The following is a 26743-nucleotide window of genomic DNA, read 5'->3' as shown; positions in this document are numbered from 1 at the left end:
GCCGCGCCGGATGTGTACGTTTTCAAGTTTCAACATTTCAGACGGCCTATCGTTTCGTTAATACAATCCAGAAGAAGAACGGCACGCCGACAAACGACGTAACAATCCCCACCGGAAACAGCGCGCCGGGGATAATCACCTTGGACAACACGCTGGCGACCGACAAAAACGCCGCCCCCGCCAGCATCGCGCCGGGCAGGAAGAAACGTTGGTCTTCGCCCAAAAGAATCCGCGCCACATGCGGCGCTACCAGTCCGATAAAGCCGATGACGCCGACGAAACTGATGGCCGTCGCCGTCATCACCGCCACCAACACCAGCGTTTTCAGGCGCAAAAGTTGCAGATTGATGCCCAGCCCGACGGCGCGCTCTTCGCCCAAACGCAGCGCGGTCAGCTTCCACACATCGCGCGAAAGCAGAAACACGCATACCGCTGTAACCGCCGCCGTGACGATGACCGTCTCCCAAGTCGCTTTGGTCAAACTGCCGAACAGCCAAAATAGAATCTGCTGCGAAATCTCAGGCGCGGCGATAAACTGAATCAGCGACAGAATCGACTGAAACAGAAACAACAGCGCAATTCCCACCAACACCAGCATTGCCGAGTTGAAGCGGCGCGCCGAGGCAAACAGAAACAAGATGCCCGAAGCCAGCATGGTCATCACAAACGCGCCGATGGGGACGGCGACCGTTTCAGGCAGTCCGAAACCGCCGAACGCAATCACCACCGACGCGCCCAAACCTGCCGCCGCCGCCAAGCCCAGCGTATAAGGGCTGGCCATCGGGTTATTCAAGAGCGTCTGAATCTCCGCACCGCCGACACCCAAAGCCGCACCGACCACCAGCGCCATCACCGCAATCGGCAGGCGCAAATCCATCACAATCAGGCGGTTCATTTCATCGACTTCGGGTTTGCCCAGCAAAACATTGACCACTTCGCCGACAGGCAGCGTGTCCGTCATCGCCGGGCCGGTGGCGATGTCGAATAAGAAGCTGACTGCCGCGATGATTAAAAACATCAACACAATCAACCAACGCTTGCCTTCCAACTTGCGCTGGTTTTTCACAATCTCGGCGACAACCGAATCATTCATGTTTCAAACCTTTAAAAAAGAATGTTGATAAAGGGGAGAACGGGTTTGCCTTTTTCTTCCGCAAAAATTTCAGACGGCCTTCCGATTTAAAAGGCCGTCTGAAAATCTAAACTACCTTATTGTCCTTTCGGATAGAGGTAGAACGTGCCGCTCGGTACGACGGGCAGGTTTTGGCGGTAGAAGTCCAGATAGGTCTTCTCAGGGTTGAAATCCTTAAACAACTGCGGATAAATCGCTTTGGCCATAAACTGAATTGACGCGCTGTCGGACAGCGTGCGCGAATTGGCGTGGTAGGCGGCGTAGAGGCGGTTGTTTTTAATCGCAGGCAGGTTAGCCCAGCCGGCGCGTTTGGCAAAACCGGCCAAGCGTTTTTCCGCTTCGGCTTTCGGAATGTCCCAGCCCATCACCATGGCGGCAGGGTTTTTCTTCAATTCAGTTTCGCGGCCGGTAATCACGATCACATCGGGTTTGGCAGCCAATACTTTTTCAGGGTTGATCGGGCCGTAGAATTCAACCGAAGAAGCGGCGATATTGTTGCCGCCGACCAGTGTCGCCATCGAACCCCACATGCTCTTGCCGAAGGTAACGCTGTGTTCGGCAGGGCCTTTGTTGCCGAACTCGACATAGACTTTAGGCTTGGGCAGGTTGGCCTTTTGCACGCGCGCTTGGATGGTGTCGGCAACGCGTTTGTAATCCGCCGCCAGTTTGTCGGCTTTTTGCTGCTGGCCGGTCAATGTGCCGATGAGTTTGGTCGATTGAACGTGTTTGGCCACTGTTTGCGCGTTGTAGTCCAACACGACGATGGGGATGCCGGCTTTGTTGATGCGGTCGAGATCGGAACCCAAAGCCTTGTATTGCCATTCGGCCAAAACCAGCAAATCGGGTTTCAATGCCAATACTTTCTCAATCGAGAAAGTGCCGACTTCCACTTCGCCCACGTCGGCAAGCTGGTTCAACTTAGGCACGGCTTTGCTGAATGCCGCCCAGCTCGGCGGCGCCCAGTCGGCCCAAACTGCTTTGGAAAAACCGACAACGTTGTCCAGCGCGGTTTTGCCGCCGATGGCCATGTAGTCTTGGTAGTAGAAGCCTAAAACCACACGTTTGGCTGGCAGGTCGACGGTTACCTTACGGCCGACGGTATCGGTCAGCTGAACGGGTTTGGCAAAAGCGGATACGGAGCCGACGGATAAAGCGACGGTGGCAATCAAGGCAGAAAGTTGCGTAAATCTCATGAATCATTCCTTTAGAATATGATGATAATTACTATCTTTTAGTAAATTTACAAGGTATTGGGTATTTTTTCAAGTTAAACGAAAGGATAGACATGTTTCGGAATAAAAAGTTGCATCATTAAACGAAGGAATAGTGTTGATATAAGGATTGAGTGTACTGAAGACCTAGTTAAAAGGACGAGTATGGTGTGCCTAAATCCATAGTGGGCAGTAGCTGAAATGGATAGGCAAAGGGTTTTTTATTGCAAAAATAAAAGGTATCCGGTTGAAAACAAGGCCGTCTGAAACCTTGTAATCGGGGTTCAGACGGCCTTTGGTGTGGGGATAAAAGTTTTATTTCACTTGCGCCCTATATTTTTCAGACGGCCTGTAAGCAGTGTTTGGGAAAAGTGAAAAAGGTTGGTTTTTGAAATGGCGAAATAGGGAAAGGCTTGAGGGGAATCGGGTGTCAACCCAAAATGGGGAAAAATAAAAAGGGCGTGTATCGAAACACGCCCTTTTTAGAGATTCAGACGGCCTGTGATTCCGCCTGTTCGCTTTGGTTGAGGATTTTAATCAGTTTCTCGGCTTTTTCCGGGTCTTCGCAGCGCAGGATTTTGGCGGCATCGTTTTCAAGATGGCCGGTGTGGCTGTGCAGGATGATGTTTTTAACCGAAAGCAGGTTGTTGGGGTTCATGGAGAATCGGCGCAAGCCCATGCCGAGCAATAGGCGGGTAAAGACGGTATCGCCGGCCATTTCGCCGCAGATGGAGACGCCTTTTTCCATGCGGTTGGCGGTGCGGATGATGTGTTGCAGCGTTTTGAGGACGGCAGGGTGGCCGGGTTGGTAGAGGTGGCTGACGCTGTCGTCGCCGCGGTCGACCGACAGGAGGTATTGAATCAGGTCGTTGGTGCCGATGGAAACGAAGTCGACGAGCTTGAGGATGCTGCCGACGGTCATGGCGGCGGACGGGATTTCGATCATGCAGCCGATGCTGACCGGGCCGAAGGTTTCGCCGCGTTCGGTCAACTGGCGTTGGGCTGTGTCCAGGTGGATAAGGCATTGGCGCACTTCGGAAATGGATGTAATCATCGGCCACATCATGCGCACGGGGCCGTGGGCGGCGGCGCGGAGGATGGCGCGCATTTGGGTGCGGAACATGACCGGCTCGGCGAGACACAAACGGATGCCGGTCAGTCCGAGCGCGGGGTTGAGGCTGCCGTTGGGCGTGCTGTTTTGGCCGAACCAGCGCGGATTCTTATCGACACCCAAATCGACGGTGCGGATGGTGATGTTTTTGCCTTTGAGTTTTTTGACGATGCCGGCATAGACTTCGTATTGTTCGTCTTCGGTCGGCATGTTGTCGCGGTTGAGGTAGAGGAATTCGCTGCGGAACAGGCCGACGCCGTCTGCGCCGAAGTTGTGCAGGGCTTTGATGTCTTCGGCGGATTCGATGTTGGCGAGCAACTCAATGTTGATGCCGTCGGCCGTGGTGGCAGCGGTTTTTTTGATTTTGTTGAGTTCGCGCTTGTGGCTGCGGTATTCGCGGGCGAGGCGGCGGTATTCGTTGAGGACGACTTCGTCGGGATCGATGATGAGGACGCCGTTGATGCCGTCGACGATGACGATTTCGTTTTCGGTGATGAGTTTGCGGGCGTTGTGCAGGCCGATGACGGACGGGATGTCGAGGCTGCGGCCTAAGATGGCGGTGTGGCTGGTCGGGCCGCCGGCATCGGTTACGAAGGCGGTGATGTGCTGCTCTTTGAATAGTACGGTATCGGCAGGCGAGAGGTCGTGCGCGATGAGGACGGTGTCGTCAAACAGGTTGCCGGCGAGGTTGATTTCGTTGCTTTGGCCGACAAGGTTGTTGTGGATGCGGCGGACGACTTGGAGCATGTCCTGTTTGCGTTCGCGCAGGTAGTCGTCGTCGATGCTGTCGAACTGGGCGGCGAGCTTGTCGCTTTGTTGTTTCAATGCCCATTCGGCGTTGATTTTCTGCTCGCGCAAAATGTCGATGGGTTCGCGCGAGAGGGTAACGTCGGTCAGCAGCATGAGATGCAGGGAAATGAACGCGCCCAATTCGGTCGGGGCGTTTTCGGGAATCGCGCTGCGCAATTGTTCCAATTCTTTGCGCGTGGCTTTGATGGCGTTGTCAAAACGGGCGACTTCGGCCTCGAGCTTGTCGGGATCGATGTCGTATTGGGGAACTTCCGCCGCGCCGCGCGTGATGAGGTGGGCGTGGCCGATGGCAATGCCTTTGCCCGCGGCCACACCGTGTAGGACGATGCTCATTATTCGCCCTCGCCGAAGTAGTCGTTAATGAGGTCGGTCAATGCCTGCATGGCGGCGGCTTCGTCTGCGCCGTCTGTTTCCAGCTCAATCACGGTGCCTTTGGCGGCGGCCAGCATCATCAGGCCCATGATGCTTTTGCCGTTGACGCGGTTGCCGTTTTTAGTAACCCAGACTTCGCTTTGGAATTGGGAGGCGGTTTGGGTGAATTTGCTGGAGGCGCGTGCGTGCAGGCCGAGTTTGTTGATGATTTCGATTTCTTGTTTGAGCATGGATGTCCCCTAAATGTTTGTAAAGTAAATGTTTTCGGACGGCCTTAGCCGTTTTCTTTGCACACCAGGTCTTCGGGTGCGGATGTAATGGCGAAAATGCCCCGGATGGCGGCTTCTTTGACGGTTTCGGTGAAGTCGGAGAGGTTTTCGGCTTGTGATGAGTATTGGATGGCTTTAATCATCATCGGGGCGTTGAGGCCGGTCAGGATGGCGGATTTGTTTTCGCGCACCAGCCGGCGTGCGGCGTTGCACGGGGTGGCGCCGAAGATGTCGGTCATGATCAGTACGCCGCGGTTGTCGGGAAATTCCTGCAAGGCGGCGATGGCGTTATTGATGATGTCGTTTTGGTCTTCATTGGGCTGAACGCCGAGAATACGGACGTTTTCGGGAAAGCCGTTGGGGAAGAAATGGTGGGTCAGCCCTTGGTAGGCTTCGCCTATGGTTTCGTGCGTGATGATAAGCAGGCCGATCATGATGTGTTCCTAGTGTTGGTTTGAGGCCGTCTGAAAACCTTTCAGACGGCCTTGGTTTTATTTGTTGTTTAAGGCGTAGATTTCGCCGAGGTTGCGCCAGCAGCCGGCGGCGTCCATGCCGTAGCCGAAGACGTAGCGGTTGGGCACGTCCAAACCGATATAGTCGGCTTTGGTCGGTTTTTCTTTGTCGATCAGTTTGTTGGCAAATACGGCCGCACGGCAGCTTGCCGCGCCCATTTCCAACAGTTTTTCCTGAATGGCGGCCATGGTGTGGCCTTCGTCCAAGATGTCGTCCAAAACGACGACATGACGGCCTTTGATTTGCTCGGGGTCGGGCATGCGTTTCCAGTTGAACGCGCCGCCCGCGAGTTTGTCGCCGTAGCGGGAAACGTGGACGTAGTCAAAGTCCAGAGGGAAGCGCAACAGCGGCAGCAGCTGTCCTGTAAACACCACCGCGCCACCCATGACAGGCAGCAGCAGGGGGTATTTGTCGGCCAAGTCGCGGGTAATGTCGTCGGCAACTTTTTGCAAGGCCGCGCGGCATTGTTCTTGGTCAAACAGCAAGTCGGCATTGTCCAGCATGGCTTGGGTTTCAAGGCGTTTGGTTTCTAAGTCGGTCATGATAGGTCGTGTTGGGTACGGTTAAAAACAAATTATATAGCGGATTCAATCAATTTTCGATACAGGCCGCAATGGCGCATGGGAAGGGAGGAAATTGAAACCGAACGCGTTCAGACGGCCTTTTGTCCTTCCGCTTCGTCCACCAGCAAAAATGCCGTCAAAGCCAAAGCAGTCAATACCGCCGTCAACACCATCGCCCGTCCGTAATTGTCCGCACCGGCGCGCCCGAGATAATCGTAAATCAAGGTGGTCAGCGTCTGCCATTCGGGGCGCGACAGGAACAATGTGGCTGCAAATTCGCCGATACACGTTGCCGAAGCCAAGGTCAGGCCGCGCCGCAAAGCTGGTTTTAATAAAGGTGCGGTTACATAACAGGCCGTCTGAAAACCGTTTGCGCCCATGGTGCGCGCCGCCGCAGCATAATCTTTGGGCAAACCGTCCCACGCGGCCAATACGTCTTTGGCCACAAACGGATACGCCAACAGCGCATAAGTCGCCGTCAGCAGCCACAGCGAAGCCGTCCATTGCGGATAGAGCAGCAAAACACCAAACGCGATGCACACGGGCGACACCATAAACGGCAAAAACATCAGCGCGCGCAACCACGCCATTTGCCGTGCCGCCGCCGCATACAGCACGCCCAAAACCGTCGCTGCCGCCACGGCTGCCGCAGAAAAACGGACGGTGTTCCACGCAGCCGCCCACGTTTGCGCTTCCAGCAAAACCGCCCACGAAGAGCCTGCCGCTGCCGCCTTGAGCCACACCGCCGCCAAAGGCAGCAGGCAGCACAGCACCAACATGGCCAATACCGTTGCCGTCAGCCATTTTTCCCAAGCCCGTACCGGCGCGCGCGGAGGCAAAGGCGAGACTGATTTATCCACCGCCACACGCTTGCTCCAATACGCATACAAACCGCCTGCCGCCGCCGTAGCCGCCAGCACCAACCACACCAACACCGACACACGCGCCATGTCCAACTCATACGCCACCAGCCGGTAGATTTCCACTTCTACCGTTGCAAAACGCTCGCCGCCGAGCAGCAAGGCCAGCCCGAAGCCTGAAAAACAATATAAAAACACCAGGCACGCGCCGCCGGCGACCCATGCACGCACCACCGGCCATTCGACCCAGACAAACCGCCGCCACGCGTCTGCGCCCAACGATTGCGCCGAGAGCAACCGCGCCTGCGGCACACGCACAAATCCCTGATACGCCGAGCGCACCAAAACCGGCAGGTTGAAAAACACATTGCCGTAAATCAGCAGCCACGGCGTGTCCTGCCAACCTGCCGCCAGTATGCCGTGTGCGCCAAACAAGGCCAGCACGCCCATGCCCGCCACCAAAGTCGGCATCACGAAAGGCAGCATCAGCAGACGCAAAACCATACGCCGTCCGGCAAAATCCATCCGCGCCAGCACCCATGCCGCAGGCACGCCCAAAGCTGTAACCAAGACGCAGGTCAAAACTGCCTGCGCCACCGTCCAGCCCAAGCGCAGGCGCATATAGTCGTCTGCCACCACTTCCGCCCAAGCACCCTCGCCGTCGTAAAACGCCAGCGACAGCAAAGGCGCGGCCACCATGACCGCCAAGAAACCCAAAGGCAGCAGCAACAGCGCACACCGCCGAATCCAAACCTGCATCGATGCGTACCCGAGAATAAAAACGCCTATTTTAGCCCGAGTTCGGCGCAGAAGGTGGTATTCCTGCCCTTGTTTTCAGACGGCCTGGGCAGCCTGACGGATAAAACTGATGTTTATTCAAAATTTTCAAACATTTACGAAATGTCTTCAAAAAGGCAATATAATTGGTTGGGCATTTTTGATACAATCCGCCGCTTCAAAAAATCAAATAAATCAAAAATAAGGAAACATTATGACCACTACACGCCCCCAAACCTATGATACCGTCTCGCGCGCATTGCACTGGCTGACCGTACTCGGTTTCATCGGCATCCTGACCACCATCTCCATCTGGACCATTTATGACGGCGAAGAATGGGTCGGCGCACTCTTCGGCGTACACAAATCCATCGGTTTCATCACGCTGCTGGTGATTATCGTGCGCATTGTTTGGGCCTTGCTCAATGCATCCAAACGTCCTGCCGCCGACAGCTTTGCCGCCAAAGCCGGCCACCTTGCCCTTTACGTCCTCATGCTTGCCGTTCCCGTTATCGGCATGATCCGCCAATACGGTAGCGGCCGCGGCCCGTTGAAAGTATTCGGCGTCCAAGTGATGCAGGGTTCGCCTGAAAAAATCGAATGGATGGCCAACCTCGGCAACATGGCGCACGGCAAACTCGGCTGGCTGCTCTTCGCGCTGGTCGCCGGCCACATCGCCATGGTCGTCGTCCACCGCATTCAAGGCCACGACGTTTTGTACCGCATGATCGGCCGTCGTTCTTAATTTGAAACGGTAAACAGACAAGGCCGTCTGAAAACAGTTTGACCAAGCAAAAACTGTTTTCAGACGGCCTTTTTGTATTTGTGTTAATCTGCAAAAATAGAGCAGGCATTTTGCCTGACGTTGTCTAAATACTGTAAACCATACCGAGAAACACCATGACTGCTCCCATCCTCGCCATCACTTCCGGCGAACCGGCCGGCATCGGCCCCGACATCTGCCTTGATTTGGCTTTCGCCGACCTTCCTTGCCGCCCCGTTGTTTTGTGCGATAAAAACCTGTTGGCGCAAAGGGCCGAACAGCTCGGCAAATCCGTTATCCTGCGCGATTTCCAAGCCCAAGCGGCCGATCCGTTGCCCAAGGGCGAACTCGAAGTCCTGCATATTCCTTTAGCTGCCGAATGTCGGGCGGGCGAACTCAATCCTGCCAATGCCGCGTATGTGCTCCGGCTGCTGGATACGGCGTATCAGGGCATTTCAGACGGCCTGTTTGCCGGTATGGTGACCGCGCCGCTGCATAAAGGCATCATCAACGATGCCCACGCAGGCAACGGCTTTTTCAGCGGCCATACCGAATACCTCGCCGAAAAAAGCCATACCGAACAAGTCGTCATGATGTTGACCGGCGGCGGCCTGCGTGTGGCATTGGTGACCACCCATCTGTCGCTGAAAGACATTTCCGCCGCCATCACGAAGCCTTTAATCGAGTCGGTTGTCCGCATTCTTGAACACGACCTGCGCCATAAGTTCGGCATAGCCAAACCGGTTATCCTTGTTACCGGCCTCAATCCCCACGCCGGCGAAGGCGGTCATTTGGGACACGAAGAAATCGACACCATTATTCCGGCGCTTCATGCCCTGCAGGCCGAAGGCATAGACGCGCGCGGCCCTTATCCGGCCGATACCGTGTTCCAACCCTTCCTGCTTAAAGATGCCGATGCCGTCCTCGCCATGTATCACGACCAAGGGTTGCCTGTGCTCAAATACGCCGGTTTCGGCGAAGGCGTGAACATTACCCTCGGCCTGCCCTTTATCCGCACCTCCGTCGATCATGGCACGGCCTTGAATTTGGCAGGCACGGGCAAAGCCGATTCCGGCAGCCTGATGACCGCTGTCCGCGCCGCGCTCGATATGGCGCACAATATGCAGAAACAGGCCGTCTGAAGCGTGGAGGTTTGATTGTTTGTCGGCGTAAAGTGTTCCTGTAAGAGCATCATCAGGAAATATTTGCCTGTTGGTTGATAAAGACGATGAGTGTTTGGACAATAATCAGCGTTTTATTGTAAAAACCATATATAACAAGGCCGTCTGAAACCCAGATGTTTAGGGTTTCAGACGGCCTTTGAGTTTTTTGGTTTACCAAATTTCAGACAAAGTTTCTTTGACTTTGGCCTTCACTTCCGCACCGAAGCGGCGGCTGAGCATTTTGCTGAAATCGTCTTGCGGCGTGTAGTTGACCAGCTCGGGGGCTTTGACGACATCGCGGGCAACGCTGTAAATGCTGCCGAAGTCGTCAATCAGGCCAACCTGTTTGGCTTCTTTGCCAGTATAGATGCGGCCGCTGAAAACGTCGGGATACTGTTTGTCTTTCAACCTTGCGCCGCGGCCGAGTTTGACGGCTTTGATGAATTCTTGGTGGATATCGCCCAACATGGTTTCCCAAATTTGGGTTTGTGCCGGCGTTTCAGGCGTGAAAGGGTCGCCCATGCCTTTGTTGCTGCCGGCGGTTTTCAGACGGCGTTTGACACCGGCTTTGTCCATCAGGCCGGTAAAGTCGAAACCGCCGCCGATCACACCGATGCTGCCGACGATGCTGGAAGGGTCGGCATAAATTTTGTCGGCTGCGGCGGCAATGTAATAGCAGCCGGAAGCGCACATGTCTTCGGCAACGAGGTAAACGGGGATGTCTTTGTGTTCGGCTTTGAGGCGGCGGACTTCGTTAAAGGCTATGCTGGACACGACAGGCGAACCGCCGGGGCTGTTGGCGCGGATGATGATGGCTTTGGCGTTGCCGTTTTCGTAGGCGGCTTCCATGCTGTCGCGCAGGATTTGGACTTGGTCGTCGATGTCGTTGCCGATTTCGCCGGTCAGGTCGATAACGGCGGTGTGTTCGCTGCGGGCTTGGACCGATGTGGTTTTTCCTTCTTCTTCCGCAAGGCCGAAAATCAGGCTGAGGAAGATGAGGACGGCGACGCCGCGCCAGATATTGCGCCAAATGCGGGCGCGGCGTTGTTCTTGGTAGGCGGCGAGGAGAACTTCACGCAGGGTGTTGCGCTCCCAGTTGTCGATGGGGGTGGAGGCTGAAGAGGGTGTGTTTTGGGCATCGCCTTCACGGTGGATTCGGTATTGCATGATGTGATGTGCTTTCGTGCAGGCCGTCTGAATGTTCAGACGGCCTTATCGGTTTTAGTTGATGGAATAGCCGCGCAGGTATTGCGTGCGTTCGCGGGTCATGCGGGTTTCACACTGCAGGCGCAGGTATTCTGCTTGTGCGGCGTTGTCTGCGGACGCGGCGGCTTGTTGGCAGTTGAGTTTTTTGCTTTGAATCCAGGCGCGTTGTTCGCCGAGGATTTGTTGTTTGACGTCGCTGTCCATGCCGCCCCAGAGGTCGTTGATCTCGCCGTCCGCCTGACGGTTTTGCGCGCGCGCGTTGTCAAGTTCGCTTTGGCTGAGGCCGGGCGGCTCGTTGCGTTGGGTTTCATGGTCGGGGCGCAGGACTTCGTAATCTGAATCGTCGCCGTCATCGGTCAGGCCGGCAGCCTGGCTGGCGGCGTTGTTTTCAAGGATGTCTTGCGGATTGAGGGTGGGCGGTTCTTCCGTGTTTTGGTTTTGCAGCAGTTTGATGGCCTGCTCTTTGGACACGGGTTTGCCGTCTATCATGACGATGCTTTTCACGCCGTAGGGCAGCAGGGTGGCGGAAAGGGTTTGGGCGGTGGAACTCAGGGTATTGTCTTCGAAAACCGGTTTGCCGTCTTTGTCGGGGGTGTAGAGCAGAGTGGTGCTGAACGTGTTGTTTTCAAAGGTCAGGTTGCTGCCCATCAGTTTTTGTTCGAGCATGTCGGCCAACGGGGTGCTGCCGTAAATCAGCGGGCTGTTGTCTATGGCCGTTTTGAGGATGGTGTCGGGAATACGGATTTTGAGGTTGGCGCGGCAGATGGCTTTGCCGTCGTCTTCGGTTTCTTTGGGGTCTTCAAGCAGGGTTTCTAATTCGAGGCCGGCGGCGATGATTTTGTCGGCATCGACGAATTGGCGGTTGTCATTGCGGGCGAAGGAGCGCGCTTGTTGTTTGAGGGTGTCTTCGATGGTGGTACGGATGTTTTGCAGTGTGGCCGGTTGGGCGCAATCAAGTGCGGCTTTGGGCTCTTCTTTGCTGCATGCGGCAAGCAGAATTGTGCTTAAAATCAATACGGAAGCGGTTTTTTTGTACATGTGTACTCCTGAAGGTGACGGCCTTTCAGACGGCCTGACGTGCCTATCATAGCAAAAGCACTTGCAGCAAGTAAATGCGGCAAGTGCTTTTCTATGTCGGACGTATCAGCCTTTGATGACGCTGACGAAGCCGGAGAGGATGGCGGCGTTGAGCAGGTCAACGAAGAACGCGCCCACCATAGGCACAATCAAGAAGGCTTTGTGCGAAGGGCCGAAAGTTTGGGTAATGGACTGCATGTTGGCAACGGCAGTCGGGGTAGCACCCAAACCGAAACCGCAGTGGCCGGCTGCCAAGACGGCGGAGTCGTAGTCGCGGCCCATGAAGACGTAGGTAACGAAGGTTGCGTACAGAATCATCACGACGGTTTGTACGGCCAGGATGATGGTTACCGGGCCTGCCAGACCGGTCAATTCCCACAGTTTCAGGTTCAGAAGGGCCATGGCGAGGAAGAGCGACAGGGAGGCGTTACCGAATACGTCGATGGCGCGGTCGAACATATTGACTTTGAAGGTTGCAGTCAGGACGTTGCGGATGACCACGCCGGCAAACAGACACCATACGAATTTAGGCAGGTCGAAGAAGGCTTTGTCGTAGCCGTCGACGATTTCGGCAAAAGCCAAACATGCGGCAAACATCGCGAGTGTTTCGACAGCGGAGTCAGCCGTAATCAGACGGGTACGTTGTGCTTTTTCGAAGACGTCGTCGGTTTGGTCGTTGTCAACTGGTTTTTTGTTTGTTTCCAGAGGTTTGCGACCCATTTTGTTGATCAGGCGACGGGCAACGGGACCGCCGATCAGGCCGCCGAATACCAAGCCGAAGGTGGCGGAAGCCATACCCAAGCCGGTTGCGCCGGTCAGGCCGAATTTGCTTTCAAAGTCAGGACCCCATGCGCCGGCGGTACCGTGACCACCAGTCAGGGTAATCGAACCGGTAATCAGGCCAATCAGTGGATCCAGATTCAATGCTGTTGCCAAACCGACACCGACGAAGTTTTGGACGATGATGAATGCACCCACCACGGCGGTAAAGATAACCAAAGGCAAACCGCCTGCTTTCAAACGGGAGAAGTCGGCGCTCAAACCGATGGATGTAAAGAAGATAAGCATGAACGCATCTTGCAGCGGTTTTTCAAATTTGAAGCTGACGCCGTAGGCTTCGTGCATGGCGAACAGGACGATAGCGGCAACCAGACCGCCGGCGACCGGCTCGGGAATATTGAAGTCTCGTAAGAATTTGATTTTTTGAACCAGAAATTTACCAACCAGCAACACGAGCGTGGCGGCAATCAGTGTGTAATAACTGTTGAATTCCCATTCCATGTTGTTTCACCTCCTAGAAATGTTTTTCCGAGTATCCGTTTCTTTCCGGATGTAGTGTGTTTCAACGCTTGGCGTTATCCGCCGAGTGTCATGGTATTGATGCGCGGACAAGGTGTTTCCGGAAAGAAATGAAAACGATGGCTTGTCCGTGAAAAATAACTGGCAAATATTAGGGGAATAGTTAAAGATTGTCAAAAAATGCGTGTGTAAATCTTTTCAGACGGCCTTTTCCCCGATGGCATGATGCGCTTCGCGGCGCCATTGTTCTAAGAGGGATGTTAATAACCCGGCCGAGGTATGCCCGTTGCCGATGGCGGCCTGCAGCCAGTAGCAGGCAGTCGGAACATGGCAGCTTACACCTTGCCCGTGATAGTAGAAACAGGCGAGGTGGTATTGGGCGGAAGGGTGGTTTTGTTCGGCAGCGATGGCGTACCAGTGGGCGGCTGCACGAGGGTCTTGCGCCGTACCGAGGCCGTAATGGTAGATGCGGCCTAAGGCCGCCGCCGCATTTTTATGATGGAACTCGGCCGCTTCCATGTAATTTTTGCGCGCGGCATTGTAGTCGGCAGGACGGCCGATGGCGCGGGCTTGTGCTTCCGCCAAACGGTATGCAGTCTCGGTTTGTTGCTGTTGCAGGGCGGCTGTTTTGATTTGTTCGTATTGTTGCGGATGGTACAGCGCGGCATCGCTGATGAGTTTTTGTGCGGCGGCGGCAGAACCCAGCGCGGCGGCACGGTGGTAGTAATCATGTGCGACATGGTTGTCGGCTTTGATGCCGAGGCCGTAGCGGTAGAGGTCGCCCATGATTTTCAAGGCTTCGGGATGGTTTTTCTCGGCGGCGGCTTTGGCGTAGCGTGCCGCTTGGAACGGGTCTCGTTCGGAAAGTTCGCCGGTCAGGGCGTATTGGGCCAGCTTGGCTTGAGCTTCCGCTTGTTCCTTGTCGGCGGCACGACGATACCATTCCAAGGCTTCGGGTCGGCGTTGGGCGGCAAGAAGGTCGGCCAGCAGGGTTTGTGCGGCGATGTGGCCGGCTTGCGCGGCTTGTTCGAGGTATTGTTCGGCTTGTGCGTGGTCGGGGCTGATACCTGTGCCGTAGAAGTAGATTTGACCGAGTTGCCAACAGGCGGCAGTCACGCCGAGGGCGGCCGCTTTTTCGTATTGTTCGACGGCTGTCGCAAAGTCGCCTTGGCGTTGATGATGGCGTGCCAGATGGTAATACGCGGGCGCGGCATATCGGGCGGCGGAAAGCTCCGCCCAGTAGAGTGATTGTGGATCGTTGCGTTGCGCGTGGTAACGCATGAGGATTAATTGGGCTTCTGGGTGCCCCTGCTCACCCAGCCAGGCGTATTCGTTAAGAAGCTGTCCGGTCGGGGTGCCGTTGTGTTCGCGCTGTTGCAGCAGGGAGAAGAGTGCTTTGGGATGGCGTTGGACCGCGGCGGCTTCCAACCATGAAAGTGCCTGCTCCGGTTGGCCGTTTTGCAGCAGATGGTTGCCCAATACGAAAGCAGCTTCCGCATAACCCTGCTCTGCCGCCTGTTGCAACAGGGGCAGGGCTTGGGCGGTATGGGATTGTTCCAAAAGGGCGGCGGCTTGCCGGTAGAGGATTTCAGGAGCGGCGGTCATGGTTTGCGGGTGGATAAAGTGGAAGACGGGTGCTGCGGCATATAGGCGGCAATGCCGGTCGATGGCTTTGTAAAAAAATAGGGCTCGGCACAGTTTTGCAGTTGCCTTAGCGGCCTGCCTTTAAAGATGTTTGGCTTGTTGTATTATTTTCCTGGGAAAACATCTCTATTCAGTGCGTTACAAAGCTTTCGGCTTGAGTCGGCATGCGTTCATGACAGCTCGGTCATTATACTGTTTTTGTAATTTATTGTTAATGATAAATGCGGTTTTTTATGGTTTGTTTACCATGACGGCGGCTGGGATGTTGATTGTTTCAGGCCGTCTGAAATGTTTTTCAGACGGCCTGAATTATTTTTGCTAAGTCAGGTTGTCGGAGTGGAAGAGTCGGAGGTTTTTTTGTTGGGGAAAAACACCTGACTGTAGAAGTTGCCGTTAATTTGGGTTACGTTGAGGTGGTACATACGGTAGGCATGGAACAGGTCGCTGTCAGGCGGCGTCGGATGATTCCAAAATTCTGCCAAGGTATTTTGGTCGGTTATGCCGGGAATGTCGTAATGGGCGCGGCCGAGGACTTTGACTGGCATGTTGTGGATCAAGCCGGACAGGCCGCTGGTGCTGTTGATGGTAACCATGCCGAGGCCGTGACGTAGGAAAACGGGCAGGGGGACATCATGGACGTAAGTGATACGGCCTTTGAGTTTGGGGTGTTTTTTGATAAAGCGTTTGATGTCGCGCGAGTAGTCGATAAAGCCGCGGTCCATCGGATGATGCTTGATGATGAGGTTGGTATCGGCAGGCGCGTGTGCGGCAAAGGAGGCCAAAACATGGAGCAGGAAGCTGCGGACGCTGGAAAAGTCGCAATGGATGCGGACTTGGCTGTCGTTGAATACCTGCAAGGGAACAATAAAAAACTTGCCGTATTTGCCCGCCTCCACGCGTTTGGCGATTTGGATGTCTTCAATATAGTAGTTCAAACGCTTGAGGATGGAGATTGACCACAGTTTGAGGTAATGGCCGGCATTGGATGCGCGGTGGTGGATGTAGTTCGGGTACTTGTTCGGATTGCGGAACAATTCGATATAGTAACGGACGGCATTTTTGGCCATAGGCGTAAACCCGCCGCGTACCGGTGTCGGCGCTTTGTATTCTTGCCGGGCCAGTTTGGGGAATTGTTCCAGAAAAAAGTCGGCACGGCGTGGCAACGGAGAAAATGCGTTGACGCCGTCTTTTTCTAAGGTGATGTAGTAGGGGCGGAAATAGCCTTCTTCAAACGCCCAGAAACTGGCTTGGTTTTCGTTTGCAATGCGTTTTGCGATGACGTGATAAGGGCGTGTGTCGCCAAAGCAGACAACCGCCTGGATGTGATGTTGAACGATGTATTCTTGCAAAAACTCAGGAAAGGCATCGTAGCTGTCGTTAAAAACAACGGTATGAGCTTGAGTGGGCAGATAAAAATAGTCGTCGCCTGCATTAAAGTTGAATTTATGCGCGGTTTTGCCGTTTGCGGTCAGCCAGCCGGCGAGGCGCTGAAAAAAATCGCCGACAGGGCCTTGAAGCAGCAGGATGTTTTCTGCGCTTTCAAGTAAGTTTTGCAGGTTGTTTTGGAGGACGGGCTGTTTCATGTCGCAATGTGATTTTGTTTTTTGTGTAATAGTTTTGGGTTGAATTTTTAAGCATACGCCAAGCGTATTAACGATGCAAAAGCAATGATGCCGCAATTGAAGCCGGTTTATGACGTATTGTTAATTTTGATGGCATTTATTTAAAAGATCGATATAGTTGTTTGATTTTACCTAATTTTTTGGAAAAGTACCCGCGATGTAATCCGTTGTTGTTTTTTTGCATATTTTTTTGTCGTATCAGGATTTGGGCTGCGATTTCCGCATTGATGGCCTGATGGGTTTCGGGGTGGATGTAGTCGGGATAGTGGATGAGCGTGCCTGCAATCAGCTGCCAAAGCTCAAGCCTGCGGCTGCGGCGCGGAATGGGAAGCAGATCTTGGGTAAGCCCCCAGCCTGCGTAAAAAGGCAGGCCGTAGCAGCTGACTTTTTTGCCGCGCAACAAGGCTTCAAAACCGGTCAGCGAAGTCATGGTGTGAACTTCGTCTGCGTGTTGGAGACAAGTCAGGATGTCGGCCTGTTCGGCGGTTTGGTCGGCATATCGTGCCGTATCTTCAGGGGAGATATGGCCGATACGGTTACCGCTGACTACATCGGGATGCGGTTTGTAGATGATATAGGCGTCGGGGTTTCGTTCGCGTACGGTACGGAGCAAATCCAGATTGCGGTAGATTTTGGGCGAACCGTAGCGGATAGACGCATCGTCTTCAACCTGGCCGGGAACGAGGATTACGGTTTTGTCGGTTGATGGGGCGGTAAAGTTCGAGCTGCCGACGTTGTATTTGCTGATGTGGTTTTCGGTCAGCATTTTTTGCAGCTTCAAGGCCGTCTGAAAGTCTTGATTGTCGAAGTCTTGGTTTTGCAGGATATGTTCAAGACGGGACGGGGTTTCGGCGTTGAAATAAATGCCCATATCGTCGGTAACGAGCGACAGCGGCGGGACTAAATTAGAACCGAGTCCGACCGAACGGATAAAGCCGTCTTCCATACGCAGCAGGGGGATGTGGCGTTGTTCGGCAAAACGGACGATGGCCTCTTTGCCGTTGCCCCAGGCAAGGATGCGTGCATCGTCGGACAGTTTAACCCCGGCCAGTTTTTGGGTGGAGGAAATAAATTTCAGACGGCATGAGGGTACGTTAAAGAACGGTTTGGCAACCGCGCGTTTCCACAAAGACATGCCGACGCAATACAATTCGCCACGCAATTTGTCGTTTTTGCGTTTGACCGTCGCCAGATAGTCGATGACATCAAAGAGGCTGCCTGCTTCGCCGGTATTGGGGTTGAGGTAGCGGCTGTATTGCAGATAGGCTGCGGCGAAGAGCTGTAGCAAGTTGCGGGGGGCGCGACGTTGGGTTTGAACAAGGCGGTTGATTTCAGGATGGCGGTCGTCGCTTACGCCCCATCCGGCATACCACGGCAGGCCGAAGGTGGTCAGCGGTTTGCCGCATAAAAGCGCCTCAAAACCCATTTGCGAGGTAACGCAATAAACTTTATCGACGTTTTGCAACAAAGAAATCGGATTGATGTCTTCTGCCAAAAGATGGACGCGGTGTTGCTGCACCAGTTGGGTCAGATAGCCTTGTTTTTTGCCGCACAAAACATCGGGATGGGTTTTAACCCAGATATCGGCTTGCGGGTTTTCATTCAAGGCCGTCTGAAACATCAGTTCAAACGTAGAGGCGTCTGCGCCGCCATACTGGATGGCCATATCGCCGAAGGTTTGGTCGATGATGAGGACGGTTTCAGGTTTGGATGGGGAACGTAAAGGATGATTGTCTGAAAGTTCGGGCGCGTGGTTGTATTTGGATAGGTGGTGTCGCAGGATGAAATCCATCGCCTGCCGCGCCTGAGCCAAGGTTTCAGACGGCATGGTATCGGCAGCGAGAATCAGTTGTTCCAAACGCGAAGGACGGGTGGTGTCGTAGTAGATGCCGAGGTCGTCATAGACTATGGAGTAGGGCGGATAACCGGAGACGCCCAGTCCGACTGAACGTAAAAAGCCGTCTTCAAGATTGAGCAGGGGCAATCTTAAGATATGTGCTAATTTTCTGCGTTTGGGATGTTTCTTGCCCCAAAATAATGCGGTCTTATCCGTTGAAATTTTATCTAAAAATTTGGTTAGCAAGAGACGTTGTCTAAATAGGCCGAATGTTGAAAAAATCATTTTAAATTATTATGTTATCTATCAAATATCATTAATGTAAGAATTTATTCTGCCTCTATTTCAAAGTAAGTGTCCATAAAATTTCGGAAATGTAGGGCATAGTTTTTATCCGCATTATTACTGCTTGAATCGTTAATGCAGAAGGAGTGGGGCATATGAAGGTATTTCTTCTTGAATAACAATTTCTTATATTGAGTCTGGGCGTGTGAACTGCGTATATTGAAATAGTAGCAAATTTCACGTTTCGGTGTGGCATATCCGTCAAGATACATCAACCAGGGTACCAAGAAACTGGCCATATTAAGTTCAGAATTATGGCGCACCTTGTTATTTAGAAAAGAATTTATTTCATCTTCAAATAATGACCATGCTTTTTGAAAGGATGTTTTCCGTAGTGGAACGTAAGTATGTACCAACGGTGTATTGATATTAATTGTCGGATAATGTCTTTTTAAGAGCTTTAATGCGTGTTCTGATGCGGTCAATGTTGGTGTGATTAGACCCCGTTGACGCATTTTTTGAAAACTTTTATTGGCAACAAATAGGGAAGCCAAGCCATTATTTTCAAAAAAGTGGTTAGGTGTCAGTGGTCTTGCAACGAAAACATCATCATTGAAATAAATAAAATGTTCACTTAAATCTGGAATTTTATATAAGTTTGCTTCAATGACGTGGGAATTGAACGTTGGTAAGTATTTGGCATCAATAATTTGCGAATGATTGATTAATTTAATTTTAGAATGGGTGTTTTCATCTAACCATTTAGGTTTTTGATCCGCCGTTACGATAAAAATATTGCGGACCCACGGCATAAACTTCTGTACGGCCTGTACTGAATAAAAAAGTTCATTATGGTTGGAAAAGCGGGCAGGGTCGGTCGCATACAGGCCGATATCTTTCTGATCAATGGGCTGCAGGGTACGGTAATACTGTTCTTGCCATGCTTTATCGGTATTGTCGACCCAAGTAAAAACAACATCGATGGGAAAGTTTGGCAAAACATTTTCTGTGAGTGATGCAAGATTAGCATCTGCATTGATCAGAGTAAATTCTTCAGTTTCAGGAATAGGCTGTTCTACATTATAAGGAGGAAAGCGTTTATTTAGAAAATCCCTAAAGAAAATATGGGGCTCTCTAAAAAATTTTCTAATTTTATTTAAATTCATTTGAAACTTTCTAATACTACAAAATAGAAACATTTGATTCTGTTATGTTTTGAAGTCATTCAAACGTGACGGCTTCGGCCAATACTTTGCCTGCCAAGTCTTTAGGCGACAGGTTCGGCTCGCCTTGCAGCGGCCAGTCGATGCCGACGGTCGGATCATTCCAAATCAGCGAGTGTTCGGCTTTTGGGTTGTAATAGTCTGTGCATTTATAGACGAACTCGGCTTCGTCGCTCAGTACATAGAAGCCGTGAGCGAAACCTTCGGGTACCCACAGTTGGCGTTTGTTTTCTGCGGACAAGATCTCGCCTACCCATTTGCCGAACGTGGGAGAGTCTTTACGCATATCGACGGCTACGTCGAATACTTCGCCGACAATCACGCGCACGAGTTTGCCTTGTGTGTTTTCAGTTTGATAGTGCAGGCCGCGCAATACGCCTTTGCTGGATTTGGAGTGGTTTTCCTGCACGAAGGTGCGGTCGCAGACTTGGGTTTTGAACCACTCGTCGCGGAAGGTTTCCATAAAAAAGCCGCGCGCGTCGCCGAAGATTTGGGGCTCAAGCAGTTTTACGTCAGGAATGGCAGTATCAATGATGTTCATCGTTTTATCTTTCATCTAAAGGCCGTCTGAAAAGTTTCAGACGGCCTCAAACATTATTTTTTCAACAGGCGCAGCAAATATTGGCCGTATTGGTTTTTCGCCATCAGGCGCGCCAGCTCTTCCAGTTTTTCATCAGAAAGCCAACCGTTGCGCCAAGCGATTTCTTCCAGGCAGGCGATTTGCAGGTCTTGGATGTTTTGCACGGTTTGGACGAATGAAGCGGCTTCGTGCAGGCTCTCGTGGGTGCCGGTGTCCAGCCATGCGAAACCGCGTCCCAAAAGTTGCACCGACAATGAACCGTCTTCCAAATACATTTGGTTGAGGTCGGAAATTTCCAATTCGCCGCGGGCGGACGGTTTGATTTGTTTGGCGAACTCGACGACGCGTTGATCGTAGAAGTACAAGCCGGTTACCGCCCAATCGGATTTGGGCTGTTGCGGTTTCTCTTCGATAGACAGGGCGTTGAAGTTTTCGTCAAATTCGACGACGCCGAAACGCTCGGGGTCTTTGACCTGATAACCAAATACGGTTGCGCCGTGGGTCTTGGCGGCGGCCTGTTTCAATGTTTGCGTAAACGATTGGCCGTAGAAAATATTGTCGCCCAAAACCAAGCAGACATTATCGTTACCGATAAATTCTTCACCGATGATAAATGCCTGTGCCAAACCGTCCGGACTGGGTTGTACGGCATAACTGATGGAAATGCCGAAATCGCTGCCGTCGCCGAGCAGGCGTTTGAAAGAGGCGTTGTCTTCGGGTGTGGTAATCACCAAAATATCGCGGATTCCTGCCAGCATCAATACGGACAGGGGATAGTAAATCATGGGTTTGTCGTACACGGGTAGCAGCTGTTTGGATACGCCGCGCGTGATGGGGTAGAGGCGTGTGCCGCTGCCGCCGGCAAGGATGATGCCTTTCATGGGTTTTCTCCTGAGTAGTGTGTGTTTGCGTGATTTTCAGACGGCCTAATATGGGAACAGGCCGTCTGAAAACTTATTTTCCGGTGCCTAAACGTTCCAGACGATAGCTGCCGTTCAATACGTTTTGCCACCAGGTTTTGTTGTTCAAATACCATTGTACTGTTTTGCGGATGCCGGATTCGAACGTTTCCTGCGGTTTCCAGCCCAGCTCCCTGCCGATTTTGGCGGCATCGATGGCGTAGCGCACGTCATGGCCGGGGCGGTCTTGCACGAAGGTAATTAAATCTTCATAACGCGCCACACCTGCAGGTTTTTCAGGAACAAGCTCTTCCAGCAGGGCGCAGATGGTTTTGACCACTTCAATATTGGCTTTTTCATTGTGGCCGCCGATATTGTAGGTTTCACCGACGATGCCTTCGGTAACAACCTGATACAGCGCGCGCGCGTGGTCTTCGACAAACAGCCAGTCGCGGATTTGCATCCCGTCGCCGTACACGGGCAGCGGTTTGCCGTCGAGCGCGTTCAGAATCATCAATGGAATGAGTTTTTCCGGGAAGTGGTAAGGGCCGTAGTTGTTGGAGCAGTTGGTTACGATGGTCGGCAAACCGTAGGTGCGCAGCCATGCACGGACGAGGTGGTCGCTGGACGCTTTAGAGGCAGAGTAGGGGCTGGATGGCGCGTAGGGCGTGGTTTCGGTAAACAAATCGTCCGTGCCGTGCAAATCGCCATAGACTTCATCGGTGGAAATATGGTGGAAGCGGAAGGCTTCGCGCTTTTCAGACGGCATTTGTTGCCAGTAGGCGCGGGCCGCTTCAAGCAGATTGAATGTGCCAACGATATTGGTTTGGATAAATTCGCCTGCCGAATCGATTGAGCGGTCGACATGACTTTCCGCTGCCAAGTGCATCACGGCATCCGGCTGGTGTTGTGCGAATACGCGGTCGAGTTCGGCTCGGTTGCAAATATCCACTTGCTCAAAAGCATAGCGAGGATTATCGGCTACCTCGGTCAAAGATTCCAAATTGCCGGCATAAGTCAGCTTATCGACATTGACGACAGAGTCTTGGGTGTTTTGGATAATATGACGGACAACGGCAGAACCGATAAAGCCCGCGCCGCCGGTAACAAGGATTTTTTTCATAAGTTTCAGAGGATAGTCAAAATAATATAAACGGATTATAGCAGACAGAATGTGTGTTTTTCAGATAAAAAGGCCGTCTGAAAACATCTCTTTCAGACGGCCCGTATCAGGTCAACTTAATCGTCGTAGCCATTTGGGTTGTTGCTGACCCAACGCCATGAGTCTTCCATCATCTGCGCCAAATCGCGTTTGGTTTCCCAACCGGTTTGTGCTTTGGTGTAGGCAGGATCGGCGTAGAAACAGGCCAAATCGCCATCACGACGCGGTTTGATTTGGAACGGAATGGTCAAGCCGGAGGCCGCCTCAAAGGCACGGATGATTTCCAATACCGAATAAGCACGTCCAGAACCCAAATTAAACAGGTGTACGCCCGAAACATCACTTTTTGCCTGCATCGCCGCCACATGGCCTTCCGCCAAATCCATCACATGGATATAGTCGCGCATACCCGTACCATCGGGAGTAGGGTAGTCGTTGCCGAAAACCGACAATTGCGGCAGCTTGCCTGAAGCCACTTGGCAGATATAAGGCAGCAGATTGTTTGGGATACCGTTTGGCTGCTCGCCGATCAAACCGCTTTCATGCGCACCGATAGGGTTGAAATAACGCAACAAAATCACGCTCCAACGCGGATCGGCCTTTTGGATATCCGTCAAAATGCGCTCCACCATAGACTTAGACGTGCCGTAAGGGCTGGTCGTATCCCCCGGTTGCATATCTTCCGTATAAGGCACTTTGCCCGGATCGCCGTAAACCGTAGCCGATGAGCTGAACACAATCTTAAATACACCGGCACGTGCCATTTCTTCAGCCAAAACCAAGCTGCCCGACACATTGTTGTCATAGTATTTCATTGGCTCGGCCACGCTTTCGCCGACTGCCTTCAAGCCGGCAAAATGAATGACGGCATCAATATCGTGTTCTGCAAAGATTTGACGCAACACTTCACGATCACGGATATCCCCTTGGTAAAAAGGCACAGACTTGCCGGTAATCTTTTCCAAGCGTGGGAGGATGTTGGCAGACGAATTGCACAAATTGTCCAAAATCACGGCATTAAAGCCTGATTTCAACAGGGAAACAACGGTATGAGAACCGATAAAACCGGTACCGCCGGTAATAAGAATAGTCATTGGTTTTCCTTAATTAAAATTGTGTTTGGAAGTCGTGAAACCGGTTGGCTGAAAATACAAACGCTTTCAGATGGCCTGATGTAAATGTTGCCAAAGAGGGATTGCTTTATTTGGATATTGTATATTTAGTTACCTGAAAAGTAAAAAAATATGGGATAATCACAGTGTTATGCACAGGGTGCAAAGCGTTATCATTTCAATTTTAATAAAAGGATCTTACCATGTCAGTATCTAACGAAGTTTTGGCGTTGATTTCACAAGTTGCACAAAAACAAGTGTCAGCAAATGAAGAATTGTTGTCTACAGGACTTATTGATTCCGTGAGCGCAATGGATTTGGTTATGGCCATCAAACAAAAATTTGATGTTGATTTGCCGTTTGAGCAACTGGTTGATATTTTGGCAAATTCAGCCAATATCATTCAATATGTTGAAAATAATTACAAAGGCTAAATCATGAAACAATTAAATGAATTCCAAAATCTTGATGATTTTTTGGAATACCGTTTCAACCAAACTTCGGGAAAAGCGTTAGTTAATGATACTCAGGAATGTTCTTGGGAAGAGTTGCGCGTAAAAATAGCCACATTTATCGAGGCTTACAAAAGCATAGCAGATATTACCAAAAACATTCCTTTGGTGTTGCACGGCCATAAAGAAATTGATTTTGCAGTGGCAATTTATGCCTGCTTATTAAACAAAATCCCTTTTATTCCGGTGGATAGTATTTATCCTGAAAGCCGTCTGAACAATATCTGCCAACTGTCGAAAGCACGCTTTGTGTACCGTTCGGCAACGCAAACTTTTGAAAAGCAGACTGACGAAGAAGTAGAGCTGGCTGAAAAAGATTTGGCTTACATCATGTTTACTTCAGGAACAACCGGCGCACCTAAGGGTGTGCAAATCGGTCGTGAAGCTGTATTCAACCTGATGAAATGGATGAAAGAGCAGCTTAATTTAGCCGCACCTAATGTATTCATGAATCAGGCTCCGTTTGCGTTTGATTTGTCAATGTACGAAATCTTTGGCAACTTGGCTTACGGCGGTTGTATTGTCATGAACAGTCGTGATGCTATTTCTAATCCTGCCACCTGGATTGATTTTTTGGCCAAACAACAAATTACTACTTGGGTTTCCACGCCTTCTTTTGCCATGCAGCAGCTGCTTAACCCTAAATGTAGTCAGGCTACTTTACCGAGTTTGAAAGAATTTTTGTTCTGTGGCGAAAAACTTGGCAAACCGGTAGTAAATATGATTTTTCAAAAATTTCCCGGTGTCCGTGTTATCAATACCTATGGTCCGACTGAGGCTACTGTAGCAACAACTTACGTTGATATCACACCTGATATGCTGGCGGCAGAAGAAGAGTTGCCTGTAGGCGTTGCCGTGCTTAATTCCAAATTAGAGATTGTTGACGAAGAGATTTGGATTAGCGGTAACCATGTGATGCGTGGCTATCTGAACAACGAAACTGAAAATGCCAAACGTTTGGTCGTACACAGTGCAGATAACCGTACTTATAAAACAGGTGACTACGGTTTTGAAAAAAATGGATTGTTCTATGTACAAGGCCGTAAAGACGAGCAGATTAAGCTCAATGGCTACCGTATCGAACTTTCAGAAATTGAAGAAAAAATCCTTAACCTTAAGGAATTTGCCTTTGATAATGTGGCAGTAGTGGCTTTGAAACGCAACACAGGCGCAGTATTGCGTTTGGTGTGTTTCTATACAGCCAAGCAAAGTGCAGATACTCAGGCGATCAAAGACGCATTAGTACAAAATTTACCGTCTTACATGATGCCGTCTGAATTTATTCACATTGATGAAATTCCAGTCAGCACCAACCACAAAACCGACAAAAAAGCATTGTTGGAAAAATATCAACAGGGTTTATAAAATGGATTTATATAAAATTCAGCAAAACATCTTACGAAAAGCCAAGATTGATCCTCAAAAGGTTAACGCTTGGATTTATAACAATCAAAGTATAGTGTTCGATTTTCTGTTGAACGACTATTTTGTCAGCATCAGCTATTCAACATCAGGGCAAACTTTTAACTTTATTGAGCGTAATAAGAGCAAAGTTTCTAAAATTTCTATTTTTCCAAAATTCCTGAAATATATTTCAGAAGTTTATGGAAGTTACCCACAATCGGTTAATCAAGAAAAGACAGTATTGTCTTTTAAATTTGCTGAAGCCGATTGGGCAAAAATCGAGGATAAATTTAGTGAGATTTTAGAAGTTACTTCCATTTATCTTGGCAGCGAACTGTGCTACATCTTGAATGTTGAAAAACATAAAGGCATTAACTTAGCCGAATACTTGAATAAGCCGGAAGTTGAATACATCGGTGTTAAAGGCGACAGTAATGAGTTTTTCCTAAGCTATGCTCGGAATCATGGTCTAAGTGATTATGTTTATGAGCTAAATAATAGAGGCTTTTTAGCTGTTGAACACAAAATGGGCGTAAGTGTGTTCCGTCGTGTGAATAAGCACAGTTATAAAGATCTTTTGGCTTATTTCCCAGACTCTTTCCATGAGTTGGAAAATGTACTTTATACTGTTGAAGCACCTAAATCCATTAACTCTAATAAGAAGAACCTATTAGTATTATTTTCGTATACGCATAAAAGTAATGAAAATATGCTAGATAGGTATTATAGTCATCCATTTCCATTTATTGCTAATAGTATTATGCCTAATACCTATATTATTCGTGTGGCTGATGTAGCTGATGCATTTGGTAGTCATGGTTTAAATACTAAGTTTGATGAAAATATTGAAGATAATATTCAGCGTTTTATCAAGAGCCTAATGAATATTTATGGAGTAGAAAAGGAAAATATAATAATTTCAGGGTACTCTTCAGGAGGTACTGGTGCAATCTATCATGGATTGCTTGGGGAGTATAAAACTTTTGCTATTGATCCTTTTTTAGGTAACCATAATTACTATAAAGGTAAGGATCCTTTGTATTTAAATTCAATCCGCAAACCAATTATAGAAACATTTAAAGAACTACCTACTAGAATTAATCATAATTTTGATAATCAAGTGGTTATTTCCTCTGCTAAGGTTTCGGAGTTTTATCCAGATATAAAAGAACTTAAACGATCTTTGCCGGCAATCGTATTATATGAATTTGATTTTGAGAAAATCCGGAAACATACTGATTTTCCAAGTAATGCTTCATTTTTAATACATACCATTATTAATAATTTGTTGTTAGGAATTCATATCACTGATTCAGACATTAATTTGAATTAAGATC

At 50.7% G+C, this 26743-nt stretch carries 23 protein-coding genes; 5 read left to right on the top strand and 18 right to left on the bottom strand.

Annotated features, from left to right (window positions below; genetic code table 11):
- Positions 1–46 precede the first annotated feature (46 nt).
- The 7 genes from ACTHUT_RS02175 to ACTHUT_RS02145 all read right to left on the bottom strand — a co-directional run bounded on the left by ACTHUT_RS02175 (position 47) and on the right by ACTHUT_RS02145 (position 7600).
- Positions 47–1093: a FecCD family ABC transporter permease gene (locus tag ACTHUT_RS02175; RefSeq protein ID WP_254343220.1), complete on the bottom strand. Its 1047-nt coding sequence runs from the start codon at positions 1091–1093 to the stop codon at positions 47–49.
- 116 nt (positions 1094–1209) lie between these two features.
- The gene (locus ACTHUT_RS02170; protein ID WP_440385919.1) at positions 1210–2325 is read right to left on the bottom strand and encodes an ABC transporter substrate-binding protein; all 1116 of its coding nucleotides are present in this window, start codon (positions 2323–2325) and stop codon (positions 1210–1212) included.
- Between the two features lie 508 nt (positions 2326–2833).
- On the bottom strand, positions 2834–4597 hold the full coding sequence (ptsP, locus tag ACTHUT_RS02165) for a phosphoenolpyruvate--protein phosphotransferase (protein ID WP_440385920.1): 1764 nt from the start codon (positions 4595–4597) through the stop codon (positions 2834–2836).
- The gene (locus ACTHUT_RS02160; protein WP_003747940.1) at positions 4597–4866 is read right to left on the bottom strand and encodes an HPr family phosphocarrier protein; all 270 of its coding nucleotides are present in this window, start codon (positions 4864–4866) and stop codon (positions 4597–4599) included. Before ACTHUT_RS02160 ends, ptsP begins: the two co-directional genes overlap by 1 nt.
- A gap of 44 nt (positions 4867–4910) precedes the next feature.
- Positions 4911–5339, bottom strand: a complete 429-nt coding sequence (locus ACTHUT_RS02155; RefSeq protein ID WP_003747942.1) for a PTS sugar transporter subunit IIA — start codon at positions 5337–5339, stop codon at positions 4911–4913.
- 57 nt (positions 5340–5396) lie between these two features.
- Positions 5397–5960 (bottom strand): hypoxanthine-guanine phosphoribosyltransferase, encoded by a 564-nt coding sequence (locus ACTHUT_RS02150; protein WP_188212847.1) that lies wholly within the window; start codon positions 5958–5960, stop codon positions 5397–5399.
- A 110-nt stretch (positions 5961–6070) separates the two neighbouring features.
- Positions 6071–7600, bottom strand: a complete 1530-nt coding sequence (locus ACTHUT_RS02145) for an ABC transporter permease (RefSeq protein ID WP_440385921.1) — start codon at positions 7598–7600, stop codon at positions 6071–6073.
- A gap of 232 nt (positions 7601–7832) precedes the next feature.
- Here ACTHUT_RS02145 and ACTHUT_RS02140 point away from each other — a divergent pair, with 232 nt between their 5' ends.
- Entirely contained in the window at positions 7833–8363 is a 531-nt protein-coding gene (locus ACTHUT_RS02140; RefSeq protein ID WP_440385922.1) for a cytochrome b, read from the top strand.
- A gap of 155 nt (positions 8364–8518) precedes the next feature.
- Positions 8519–9523, top strand: a complete 1005-nt coding sequence (pdxA, locus tag ACTHUT_RS02135; RefSeq protein ID WP_440385923.1) for a 4-hydroxythreonine-4-phosphate dehydrogenase PdxA — start codon at positions 8519–8521, stop codon at positions 9521–9523.
- 192 nt (positions 9524–9715) lie between these two features.
- On the opposite strand, the gene ACTHUT_RS02130 is transcribed toward pdxA, so the two are convergent.
- The 11 genes from ACTHUT_RS02130 to galE all read right to left on the bottom strand — a co-directional run bounded on the left by ACTHUT_RS02130 (position 9716) and on the right by galE (position 23472).
- Positions 9716–10711 (bottom strand): S49 family peptidase, encoded by a 996-nt coding sequence (locus tag ACTHUT_RS02130; protein ID WP_070837155.1) that lies wholly within the window; start codon positions 10709–10711, stop codon positions 9716–9718.
- 54 nt (positions 10712–10765) lie between these two features.
- Positions 10766–11788, bottom strand: coding sequence for a lysozyme inhibitor LprI family protein (locus ACTHUT_RS02125; protein ID WP_049349307.1), 1023 nt, complete (start codon positions 11786–11788; stop codon positions 10766–10768).
- Between the two features lie 105 nt (positions 11789–11893).
- A complete protein-coding gene (gene gltS, locus ACTHUT_RS02120; RefSeq protein WP_315611313.1) occupies positions 11894–13108 on the bottom strand; it encodes a sodium/glutamate symporter in 1215 nt (404 codons plus the stop codon).
- A 216-nt stretch (positions 13109–13324) separates the two neighbouring features.
- Positions 13325–14731: a tetratricopeptide repeat protein gene (locus ACTHUT_RS02115; protein WP_440385924.1), complete on the bottom strand. Its 1407-nt coding sequence runs from the start codon at positions 14729–14731 to the stop codon at positions 13325–13327.
- Positions 14732–15093: 362 nt separating this feature from the next.
- Positions 15094–16353 carry a capsule biosynthesis protein gene (locus ACTHUT_RS02110; protein ID WP_440385925.1) on the bottom strand — a complete coding sequence of 420 codons (1260 nt, stop codon included), beginning with the start codon at positions 16351–16353 and terminating at the stop codon, positions 15094–15096.
- 136 nt (positions 16354–16489) lie between these two features.
- Complete coding sequence (locus ACTHUT_RS02105; RefSeq protein WP_440385926.1) at positions 16490–18514, bottom strand: capsular polysaccharide biosynthesis protein; 2025 nt, start codon at positions 18512–18514, stop codon at positions 16490–16492.
- Positions 18515–18558: 44 nt separating this feature from the next.
- Complete coding sequence (locus tag ACTHUT_RS02100) at positions 18559–19680, bottom strand: stealth family protein (RefSeq protein WP_315611309.1); 1122 nt, start codon at positions 19678–19680, stop codon at positions 18559–18561.
- A 55-nt stretch (positions 19681–19735) separates the two neighbouring features.
- Positions 19736–20278, bottom strand: a complete 543-nt coding sequence (gene rfbC / locus ACTHUT_RS02095) for a dTDP-4-dehydrorhamnose 3,5-epimerase (RefSeq protein WP_440385927.1) — start codon at positions 20276–20278, stop codon at positions 19736–19738.
- A 53-nt stretch (positions 20279–20331) separates the two neighbouring features.
- A complete protein-coding gene (gene rfbA, locus ACTHUT_RS02090) occupies positions 20332–21198 on the bottom strand; it encodes a glucose-1-phosphate thymidylyltransferase RfbA (RefSeq protein ID WP_440385928.1) in 867 nt (288 codons plus the stop codon).
- Between the two features lie 73 nt (positions 21199–21271).
- Positions 21272–22339 (bottom strand): dTDP-glucose 4,6-dehydratase, encoded by a 1068-nt coding sequence (rffG, locus tag ACTHUT_RS02085; RefSeq protein WP_440385929.1) that lies wholly within the window; start codon positions 22337–22339, stop codon positions 21272–21274.
- Positions 22340–22455: 116 nt separating this feature from the next.
- Positions 22456–23472 (bottom strand): UDP-glucose 4-epimerase GalE, encoded by a 1017-nt coding sequence (gene galE / locus ACTHUT_RS02080; protein ID WP_440385930.1) that lies wholly within the window; start codon positions 23470–23472, stop codon positions 22456–22458.
- Positions 23473–23693: 221 nt separating this feature from the next.
- Here galE and ACTHUT_RS02075 point away from each other — a divergent pair, with 221 nt between their 5' ends.
- Genes ACTHUT_RS02075 through ACTHUT_RS02065 form a run of 3 tightly spaced genes read left to right on the top strand, consistent with a single transcriptional unit; the run spans position 23694 to position 26739 of the window.
- Positions 23694–23924: an acyl carrier protein gene (locus tag ACTHUT_RS02075; protein WP_003747973.1), complete on the top strand. Its 231-nt coding sequence runs from the start codon at positions 23694–23696 to the stop codon at positions 23922–23924.
- Between the two features lie 3 nt (positions 23925–23927).
- A complete protein-coding gene (locus ACTHUT_RS02070) occupies positions 23928–25367 on the top strand; it encodes an AMP-binding protein (RefSeq protein ID WP_049349323.1) in 1440 nt (479 codons plus the stop codon).
- A 1-nt stretch (position 25368) separates the two neighbouring features.
- Complete coding sequence (locus tag ACTHUT_RS02065; protein ID WP_440385931.1) at positions 25369–26739, top strand: XcbB/CpsF family capsular polysaccharide biosynthesis protein; 1371 nt, start codon at positions 25369–25371, stop codon at positions 26737–26739.
- Positions 26740–26743: the final 4 nt, after the last annotated feature.

It is taken from the genome of Neisseria sp. P0022.S010, from assembly GCF_051956635.1.
The sequence above is the reverse complement of the archived record's forward strand: the minus strand, read 5'-3'. Positions and strand labels throughout refer to the sequence as shown.

Coding starts and splice junctions, on each gene's coding strand:
- ACTHUT_RS02175 (WP_254343220.1), bottom strand. CDS start 1,093: ATGAATGATTCGGTTGTCGCCGAGATTGTGAAAAACCAGCGCAAGTTG.
- ACTHUT_RS02170 (WP_440385919.1), bottom strand. CDS start 2,325: ATGAGATTTACGCAACTTTCTGCCTTGATTGCCACCGTCGCTTTATCC.
- ptsP (WP_440385920.1), bottom strand. CDS start 4,597: ATGAGCATCGTCCTACACGGTGTGGCCGCGGGCAAAGGCATTGCCATC.
- ACTHUT_RS02160 (WP_003747940.1), bottom strand. CDS start 4,866: ATGCTCAAACAAGAAATCGAAATCATCAACAAACTCGGCCTGCACGCA.
- ACTHUT_RS02155 (WP_003747942.1), bottom strand. CDS start 5,339: ATGATCGGCCTGCTTATCATCACGCACGAAACCATAGGCGAAGCCTAC.
- ACTHUT_RS02150 (WP_188212847.1), bottom strand. CDS start 5,960: ATGACCGACTTAGAAACCAAACGCCTTGAAACCCAAGCCATGCTGGAC.
- ACTHUT_RS02145 (WP_440385921.1), bottom strand. CDS start 7,600: ATGCAGGTTTGGATTCGGCGGTGTGCGCTGTTGCTGCTGCCTTTGGGT.
- ACTHUT_RS02140 (WP_440385922.1), top strand. CDS start 7,833: ATGACCACTACACGCCCCCAAACCTATGATACCGTCTCGCGCGCATTG.
- pdxA (WP_440385923.1), top strand. CDS start 8,519: ATGACTGCTCCCATCCTCGCCATCACTTCCGGCGAACCGGCCGGCATC.
- ACTHUT_RS02130 (WP_070837155.1), bottom strand. CDS start 10,711: ATGCAATACCGAATCCACCGTGAAGGCGATGCCCAAAACACACCCTCT.
- ACTHUT_RS02125 (WP_049349307.1), bottom strand. CDS start 11,788: ATGTACAAAAAAACCGCTTCCGTATTGATTTTAAGCACAATTCTGCTT.
- gltS (WP_315611313.1), bottom strand. CDS start 13,108: ATGGAATGGGAATTCAACAGTTATTACACACTGATTGCCGCCACGCTC.
- ACTHUT_RS02115 (WP_440385924.1), bottom strand. CDS start 14,731: ATGACCGCCGCTCCTGAAATCCTCTACCGGCAAGCCGCCGCCCTTTTG.
- ACTHUT_RS02110 (WP_440385925.1), bottom strand. CDS start 16,353: ATGAAACAGCCCGTCCTCCAAAACAACCTGCAAAACTTACTTGAAAGC.
- ACTHUT_RS02105 (WP_440385926.1), bottom strand. CDS start 18,514: ATGATTTTTTCAACATTCGGCCTATTTAGACAACGTCTCTTGCTAACC.
- ACTHUT_RS02100 (WP_315611309.1), bottom strand. CDS start 19,680: ATGAATTTAAATAAAATTAGAAAATTTTTTAGAGAGCCCCATATTTTC.
- rfbC (WP_440385927.1), bottom strand. CDS start 20,278: ATGAACATCATTGATACTGCCATTCCTGACGTAAAACTGCTTGAGCCC.
- rfbA (WP_440385928.1), bottom strand. CDS start 21,198: ATGAAAGGCATCATCCTTGCCGGCGGCAGCGGCACACGCCTCTACCCC.
- rffG (WP_440385929.1), bottom strand. CDS start 22,339: ATGAAAAAAATCCTTGTTACCGGCGGCGCGGGCTTTATCGGTTCTGCC.
- galE (WP_440385930.1), bottom strand. CDS start 23,472: ATGACTATTCTTATTACCGGCGGTACCGGTTTTATCGGTTCTCATACC.
- ACTHUT_RS02075 (WP_003747973.1), top strand. CDS start 23,694: ATGTCAGTATCTAACGAAGTTTTGGCGTTGATTTCACAAGTTGCACAA.
- ACTHUT_RS02070 (WP_049349323.1), top strand. CDS start 23,928: ATGAAACAATTAAATGAATTCCAAAATCTTGATGATTTTTTGGAATAC.
- ACTHUT_RS02065 (WP_440385931.1), top strand. CDS start 25,369: ATGGATTTATATAAAATTCAGCAAAACATCTTACGAAAAGCCAAGATT.